The 6,907-nt window shown below is 43.4% G+C and carries 9 protein-coding genes and 3 tRNA genes; 3 read left to right on the top strand and 9 right to left on the bottom strand.

The genetic code is table 11. From position 1 onward, the window contains the following. Window positions 1–143 precede the first annotated feature (143 nt). The 3 genes from FN732_RS09130 to FN732_RS09120 all read left to right on the top strand — a co-directional run bounded on the left by FN732_RS09130 (window position 144) and on the right by FN732_RS09120 (window position 421). A tRNA-Ser gene (locus FN732_RS09130) sits at window positions 144–238 on the top strand. A gap of 4 nt (window positions 239–242) precedes the next feature. Continuing rightward, window positions 243–318, top strand: a tRNA-Lys gene (locus FN732_RS09125). A gap of 7 nt (window positions 319–325) precedes the next feature. Beyond that, a tRNA-Ser gene (locus tag FN732_RS09120) sits at window positions 326–421 on the top strand. A 6-nt stretch (window positions 422–427) separates the two neighbouring features. Here the strand turns inward: FN732_RS09120 and hypB are convergent. From hypB to FN732_RS09075, 9 genes are all read right to left on the bottom strand, one after another. Next, window positions 428–1,177: a hydrogenase nickel incorporation protein HypB gene (hypB, locus tag FN732_RS09115; protein WP_142936238.1), complete on the bottom strand. Its 750-nt coding sequence runs from the start codon at window positions 1,175–1,177 to the stop codon at window positions 428–430. Next, on the bottom strand, window positions 1,170–1,868 hold the full coding sequence (locus FN732_RS09110; RefSeq protein WP_142936237.1) for a class I SAM-dependent methyltransferase: 699 nt from the start codon (window positions 1,866–1,868) through the stop codon (window positions 1,170–1,172). Before FN732_RS09110 ends, hypB begins: the two co-directional genes overlap by 8 nt. Continuing rightward, a complete protein-coding gene (locus FN732_RS09105) occupies window positions 1,869–2,219 on the bottom strand; it encodes a hydrogenase maturation nickel metallochaperone HypA/HybF (protein ID WP_142936236.1) in 351 nt (116 codons plus the stop codon). After that, a complete protein-coding gene (locus FN732_RS09100) occupies window positions 2,219–2,458 on the bottom strand; it encodes a HypC/HybG/HupF family hydrogenase formation chaperone (RefSeq protein WP_142936235.1) in 240 nt (79 codons plus the stop codon). Before FN732_RS09100 ends, FN732_RS09105 begins: the two co-directional genes overlap by 1 nt. Then, window positions 2,459–2,989, bottom strand: a complete 531-nt coding sequence (locus tag FN732_RS09095) for a HyaD/HybD family hydrogenase maturation endopeptidase (protein ID WP_246051370.1) — start codon at window positions 2,987–2,989, stop codon at window positions 2,459–2,461. A 67-nt stretch (window positions 2,990–3,056) separates the two neighbouring features. Next, window positions 3,057–3,704 (bottom strand): Ni/Fe-hydrogenase, b-type cytochrome subunit, encoded by a 648-nt coding sequence (gene cybH / locus FN732_RS09090; RefSeq protein ID WP_142936233.1) that lies wholly within the window; start codon window positions 3,702–3,704, stop codon window positions 3,057–3,059. 45 nt (window positions 3,705–3,749) lie between these two features. Next, window positions 3,750–5,498 (bottom strand): nickel-dependent hydrogenase large subunit, encoded by a 1,749-nt coding sequence (locus FN732_RS09085; RefSeq protein ID WP_142936232.1) that lies wholly within the window; start codon window positions 5,496–5,498, stop codon window positions 3,750–3,752. Window positions 5,499–5,519: 21 nt separating this feature from the next. Continuing rightward, window positions 5,520–6,599 (bottom strand): hydrogenase small subunit, encoded by a 1,080-nt coding sequence (locus tag FN732_RS09080; RefSeq protein ID WP_142936231.1) that lies wholly within the window; start codon window positions 6,597–6,599, stop codon window positions 5,520–5,522. Window positions 6,600–6,729: 130 nt separating this feature from the next. Further along, window positions 6,730–6,907: integrase core domain-containing protein (locus tag FN732_RS09075; protein ID WP_142936230.1), on the bottom strand; the 178-nt coding region annotated here is incomplete at its 5' end.

The following is a 6,907-nucleotide window of genomic DNA, read 5'->3' as shown; positions in this document are numbered from 1 at the left end:
GCCTCATCAAGGTCTTGGTTATAAGACTCCAGTAGAGAAGTTTGAGGAATATATTAAAAAACTCCAGGGTGTCCACCATGTATTGAACGAGAACACCAACTTGACATTAGGATATACAAGGTTTATTTTTTCCTTACGCAGTTGGAGGGGTGGCCGAGTCTGGCTGAAGGCGGGTGACTTGAAATCACCTGAGGGCCTAACCAGCCCTCCGGGGGTTCGAATCCCTCCCCCTCCGCCACAGTGGGCCCGTAGCTCAGCTGGTAGAGCAACGGACTTTTAATCCGTAGGTCGGAGGTTCGAATCCTCCCGGGCTCACCACTTAAAAGGAGAGGTGGCCGAGCTGGCTGAAGGCGCCCGCCTGCTAAGCGGGTGTACGGGTTTAAAGCCCGTACCGCGGGTTCGAATCCCGCCCTCTCCGCCACTTAGGTTAAACCGTCTGAGCCTTTTTCCTGGAAACCTCCTTCCTAATAAAGTTAAACCAATCCTCTAAACCTTCCCCTGTTTTTGAGGAAACAACAAAAATTTTAAGATTTGGATTAAGGGAGAGGGCTTCCTCCTTGACTTTTTCAACGTCAAAGTCAAAGAAAGGAAGAAGGTCCGATTTTGTTATTACAAATACATCTGATGTCTTAAAGGCCTTTGGATATTTTGCTGGTTTGTCACTGCCTTCAGGAACCGAAATGAGAACAACCCTTATATGCTCTCCTAAGTAAAAAGAGGAAGGACAAACCAAGTTTCCAACATTCTCAATGAACAGAACGTCTGGATATCCTCTCATCTGCTTCTCAAGGGCATGAAAACCCTTATGAACGAGGGGAGCTTCCAAGTGACATGCTCCTCCTGTTGTAAGCTGAACAGCAGCTGCTCCTTTGGCTCTTACTCTCTCTGCATCCCTTTCTGTTTCAATATCTCCTTCGAGAACCCCAATACTAATCTCATCCTTCAAAGCCTCTATTGTCCTTTCAAGGAGAGTAGTTTTACCAGACCCTGGAGAGCTAATAAGGTTAATGGCAAGAATTCCGTGTTCATCAAAGTGTTTTCTGTTGGATTCTGCTACTCTGTCGTTTTCACTTAGAAGGCTCTTTTTTATCTCTACATTCTTCCTTGCGCTATCATCAGAGACTACAAGGTTGTTTTCACTGTGCTCGTGGTTTCCACATCCACATACATCACACATTTTCTCCTCCTTTTACTGCAATGATATTTGTTGCAACGTCTCCCATAAAGTTCTCAACTTTTTTAATAGTGAAGCCATACATTCTTAGAATTTTCATAAATTCACTTACACTGCAAAAGTTTTCTATAGATTCAAATAGGTAATTGATAGCTTCTCTATTTGCATTGGAAAGTAATGTATTGATTTTCATAAACTGGTTAAAAATACACCTATTAAGGTTAAATGAACCGTTTTTTTCCTCGGGTTTAAAGAAATCAAGAACTGCAAAAACTCCCCCTGTTTTTAAAACTCCCTTTACTTCCTCTAATGTTTTTTCTGGTTCTGGAGAGTTCCTAACACAGAAGGAGGAAAAGACAATATCTACAGATTCTCCCTTGATAGGAAAAAATCTGTTATCCGAGCAGACGTAGAGCGCCTTTCCATTAAGTTTTCTTTTTGCCATGAGAAGTAATGGTTTACTGATGTCACAGTTGACAAGTTTGGTTTTTGGAGCTCTCTTTAAGAGAAACTCCCCAATATTCCCAGCTCCCGAGCAAAAATCGACAACCAAGTGAGGTGAAGGGTTAATAGAAAGAGCGCCATCCACAAGTTTCTTTCTCCATCTGTTAACTTGTATGGAGCTTGAAATTCTGTTTATTACGTTCTCGTAGTAGTAGGCAAAACTACCATTGAAGATTTTCTTTACTTTCATTTAAACCTCTATTTCTGCATTGATTACTTCAAGTTCTTCTCCAGAGAGCATTTCAAGGTCAATAGAGCCACACTTAGGACACTCAGGAAAGAATACACTTTCAACTTCAAACTCCTCACCGCAGGATTTACAGCGGTACCTAATGGGAACCTCCTCTACACAGAGCTCCGTATCCTTTAATTTCGGGAACTGTCCCTTTAAAGCATTAAATGCAAAAACAAAGGAGTCAACAACAATTCCGGAAAGCTTTCCTATTCTCACATTTACCTTTGTAACTCTCTTTGCTTTTTCCCTTTCTGCCATTTGGTTTAAGGATTCAATTAGCCCCATTGCTATAGAGGTTTCATGCATTAACCTTCTCCTTTTTCTAAAATCTCTAAGACCTCATCGAGTGCCTTCCATACTTCTTCAGCTTCTCTTTCATCGATTTTTTCTATAGCATTTCCAACGTGAACCATTACGTAGTCTCCAATTTTGACCTCATTCTCAGGAAGGAGCATTAAACTGACCGTTCTCCTAACCCCTTTTGCCTCTGCAACGGCCATTGGATAGTCGATTTCAACAATTTTCATTGGAACGCCAACACACATTTAAGCCTCCTTTACCTTCTTTTCCCACCAGATGTTTGGGTCCTCCGGTACTTCCTTTAATTTAGGTTCAACTCCCCAGTCCCTCAGCGTTTCCAAGACCAGTTTTTCAACCTCAGTTAATTTCTCCTCAATTTCAGGAGACAGTTCAGTTCCGGTTTCAAGGGCCTTTGGAATAATTCCAATCAGTTTAACCTCTTCCGGGCAAGTTCCCTTTATTTCGTTTAAAAGCAACACCTCCTGAAGACCGAGCTGGTGGGGAGATAGTTTTAGGGGAAGCCTATCGATGAAGAAATCCTCCTTATTGTAAATCCTAATATCTCCCGGTTTCCCCTTAGCCTTTACGACATCAACTATTAAGAGTTTGTCAAGGTAATCTATTTCGGGAGAGAGAAAAATACCGGCCGTTCCTCCATCTATCAAAACGACATTCTCCGGAAAGTCATACTTTGACTTTAGAATGTAGAGAAGCTTCACTCCAAAACCCTCATCCTTTAAAAGAACGTTTCCAACTCCCATAATTCCTATTTTCATCATTTCCTCCAAATTAAAAGAGGGGAGCTTAAAGCTCCCCCTCATCCTCAGTCTAATTCAGAATTGACTACTGCTCTTTTCTTGCGAACTTGAACCCATCAAAAATAGATGAAATAAGACCTTCAGGATGTTTAATGTCATTCCAAATAACAATGTAGATGTGAACCATCGCAAACCAAGCAAAGTACCAGTTGAGAATGTAATGAATGAATCTTGCCTCCTGCTGAGTCCCAAAGAGGGAAGCTCCTAGAGAAACAAAGAAGTTATTTTCGGGATATAGTAGGTATAATCCTGTAATAAACTGTATTACGGCTAAGATGATAGTAAAGAAATAAGCTGTTCCAGCTAAAGCATTATGTCCCAGTCTTTCTTCATGGTGGTCAGTTAAATATGCGTAGTAGAGGAGAGTTGAAAAGAGATTTTTAATATTTCTTCCATTTATAGGAAGGAAGTCCCAGACACGTTCATACTTGTTTCCACAGAACCAAAGGTATAGCCTTGCAATTACTGCACACGTAAAGAGCATACCAGCCATAAAGTGAATCCACCTCATAACTGCCATTGTAAACTGGTGGCTTCCTTCAAGCCATGTGTTCGTCCAAGGCCAGTGTATGTAAAGTCCTGTTACTATCAGAGTAAATATTGAAGGAGCAAATGTCCAGTGGAAGAGTCTCAAAAGTATCCCCCAGACATATTTCTTTTCATAAGTAGCCATCTTGCCCTCCTTATAGGCTTAAAGTGGGAGGGGATATTCCCTCCCTTAAAGAACCTTAACCTTTGTTATTTCGCTTCCATCCTCTGGGTCGACCATGTGAACGGCACAGGCGATACACGGGTCAAAGGAGTGAACCGTCCTTAGTACTTCAAGTGGTTTTTCAGGCTCTGCAATTGGGTTACCAATAAGTGAAGCCTCGTAGGGACCGTGTTGTCCCTTGTCGTCCATAGGTGAGGAGTTCCATGTTGACGGAACAACGGCTTGGTAGTTTTTGATTTTTCCATTTTCGATTACTACCCAGTGGGATAGCGTTCCCCTTGGTGCTTCGTGGAAACCAACTCCCTTAACTTCTCCAGCAGGGTAGCTTGGTGGGTTGTATATCTCAAGGTCTCCACGGCCAACATTGTCAACAAGTTGCTCCCACTGTTTTAGCGCAAGGTCTGAGAGAACCTGAGCCCTGAGAGCCCTTGCAAGGTGCCTTCCAGGAGTTGACTGGAGAGCATTAATATCGACTCCGTCGGAGCTCTCTCCAAGTAAGGAAAGAACGCTCTTAAGCTGCTCCAGTGCACTATCGACGTACTTCCTAGTAAGTTTATGTCCAAGAGCGTAGCTAACGAGGATTTGAGCAAGAGGACCTACCTGCATTGGAACGTGAGTTCCATCTTTCTTAAACCTTGGAGCCTTTGTCCAGGAATACTTTCCATTTTCGTTTACGTAACCGCCAGGCATACCAGTGTAGTTTGGAACTGTCTCCTCATCCCAGGGATGTCTGGTCCAATCTCCCCTGTACCAGGAGTGAGTAATGTTCTCAACTACGTTATCTCTAAAGTATGGGTCGTTGAAACTCCTAATGGGTTTAACAGTTGAAAGGTCTCCACCAAAGATAGTTCCACCGTAGATATCAAAAGTTTCTCCCTTGGTATCCTGAGGTAGGTCCGGAACTGCCAAGTAGTTGTCAACTCCCCTACCATACTTGAGCCACTCCTTGTAGAATGCTGCAATTGCAATTACATCTGGAACGTAGCAGTTATGGACAAATTCTCTAACCTCTTCAAGAAGTTGTTTGATGTAGTAAAGTCTTTCCATATTGAGGGTTGCTTCGTTATCAGGGTTAATTGCAGTTGAAACTCCACCTACTGCAAGGTTCTGAATGTGTGGGTTCTTTCCACCTAAGATAGCAATTGCCTGGTCTGCCTTTCTTTGATAGTCGAGGGCCTGTAGGTAGTGGGTTACTGCAATGAGGTTGACTTCCGGAGGTAGCTTCATTGCAGGGTGTCCCCAGTAACCGTTTGCGAACGGCCCCAGCTGTCCACTTTCAACAAACTTCTTCAATTTATCCTGAACGGCCTTGAATATGGGAGCTCCGTTCAACTTCCAGTTCTGATAACTTTCAGCTATCTTAGCAGCCTTGTGTGGATCAGCCTTGAGGGCGGAAACTACATCAACCCAGTCAAGGGCAGATAGGTGGTAGAAGTGAACTATGTGGTCGTGAAGAGCATGAGCTGCAATAATTAGGTTTCTAACCATTTGAGCATTGTAGGGAATCTCAAGCTGAAGGGCATTCTCAACAGATCTAACGGAAGCTATTGCGTGAACTGTTGTACAAACTCCACAGATTCTCTGTGTGAACATCCAGGCATCGTCCGGGTCCCTTCCCTGGAGAATTACCTCAATTCCCCTCCACATTTGAGTAGAGGAGAAGGCATTCTTTATGTAACCATTCTTAGGAACTACCTCTATTCTAAGGTGACCCTCTATCCTCGTAATTGGGTCAACTACAACCCTGTTAGCCATTTTTTACCTCCCCACTTGGGTTTATTCTTCAGATTTTGAGCCAGTTGCCAATCTCTTAGCTATGCCTACACCGGCGTGAATTGCCAAAGCTGCTGCGGTAACACCAAGGGCAGCCTTTCCAACTTCAGTAGCACTTGCTTGAATTCCCTTACCACCCGGAACCTTAATGTTTGGAAGTCTCTTGTGGAACGGAGTCATTGTGTCCCAGAAGTTTGGCTCCGTACATCCGTAACAGCCGTTACCTACAGAAACGGGCCATACCTCAACATCATTAAACCTGATTACTGGACAGTTGGAGTAGGTTTCAGGCCCTTTACATCCAACCTTGTAGAGGCAAAATCCCATCCTATGTCCAAGGTCCCCGAACTGCTCTGCATACCTTCCTTCGTCAAAGTGAGGTCTCCTTTCACAGTGGTCGTGAACCTTCCTTCCGTAAGCAAACAGAGGCCTTCCGAACTTGTCGGTTGGTGGAAGTTTCTTGAAGGTTAAGAAGTAGAGAACTGTTGACAGGAAGTTGTGAGGTTTTGGAGGACAGCCGGGAACGTTTATTACCGGTTTATCCTTAATGATATCTGAAACGCCTACAGCTCCTGTTGGGTTGGGTTTTGCAGCTTGAACTCCACCGTAAGCACCACACGTTCCTATTGCAATGATTGCAACAGCTTTCTCTGCAGCCCTCCTTAGGATATCAACTGCCGTTTTTCCACCAATCTTACAGTAAACTCCTCCATCCTTGAGAGGGATTCCACCTTCAACAACAAGTACGTAGTTTCCCTTTTCTATGGCATTTTCCAAGTTTTCCTCAGCCTGTTTACCTGCAGCTGCAGAGAGAGTCTCGTGATAGTCAAGTGAAATTAAGTCAAGAATAAGGGTAGCAATGTCTGGATGTGATGCCCTTAGTAAAGACTCTGAACAACCTGTACACTCCTGAAAATGAAGCCAAACTACGCTTGGTCTCTTAGGGTCAGATGCGGCCTCGGCAACCTTTGGAACCATTTCCATAGGAAGTCCCATTGCAGCAGTAGCAATGGCGCAGGCCCTTAAGAAACCTCTACGGGACATCGTCCCCGGTATTCCCCCCATAAAGAGGCTTCTGTTCATGACGCCCTCCTGAAAATTTATTTGATTTTCCCTTCCAATTTCCAATTTTAGGTGAAGAATTTAAAGATGTTGTTCTCGTTCAATACATGGTGGACACCCTGGTGTTTTTTAATATATTCCTCAAACTTCTCTACTGGAGTCTTATGTTCTCGTTCAATACATGGTGGACACCCTGGTGTTTTTTAATATATTCCTCAAACTTCTCTACTGGAGTCTTATAACCAAGACCTTGATGAGGCCTAACGAAGTTGTAAAAGTTCAGATACCTAAATAACTTCCTGTTCATTTCATCAACTTTCGGCTCAGTC

It is taken from the genome of Balnearium lithotrophicum, assembly GCF_900182585.1.
GTDB classification, from domain to species: Bacteria; Aquificota; Aquificia; order Desulfurobacteriales; family Desulfurobacteriaceae; genus Balnearium; species Balnearium lithotrophicum.
The sequence above is the reverse complement of the archived record's forward strand: the minus strand, read 5'-3'. Positions and strand labels throughout refer to the sequence as shown.

Coding starts and splice junctions, on each gene's coding strand:
- FN732_RS09105 (WP_142936236.1), bottom strand. CDS start 2,219: ATGCATGAAACCTCTATAGCAATGGGGCTAATTGAATCCTTAAACCAA.
- FN732_RS09080 (WP_142936231.1), bottom strand. CDS start 6,599: ATGAACAGAAGCCTCTTTATGGGGGGAATACCGGGGACGATGTCCCGT.
- FN732_RS09110 (WP_142936237.1), bottom strand. CDS start 1,868: ATGAAAGTAAAGAAAATCTTCAATGGTAGTTTTGCCTACTACTACGAG.
- FN732_RS09100 (WP_142936235.1), bottom strand. CDS start 2,458: ATGTGTGTTGGCGTTCCAATGAAAATTGTTGAAATCGACTATCCAATG.
- cybH (WP_142936233.1), bottom strand. CDS start 3,704: ATGGCTACTTATGAAAAGAAATATGTCTGGGGGATACTTTTGAGACTC.
- hypB (WP_142936238.1), bottom strand. CDS start 1,177: ATGTGTGATGTATGTGGATGTGGAAACCACGAGCACAGTGAAAACAAC.
- FN732_RS09085 (WP_142936232.1), bottom strand. CDS start 5,498: ATGGCTAACAGGGTTGTAGTTGACCCAATTACGAGGATAGAGGGTCAC.
- FN732_RS09095 (WP_246051370.1), bottom strand. CDS start 2,989: ATGAAAATAGGAATTATGGGAGTTGGAAACGTTCTTTTAAAGGATGAG.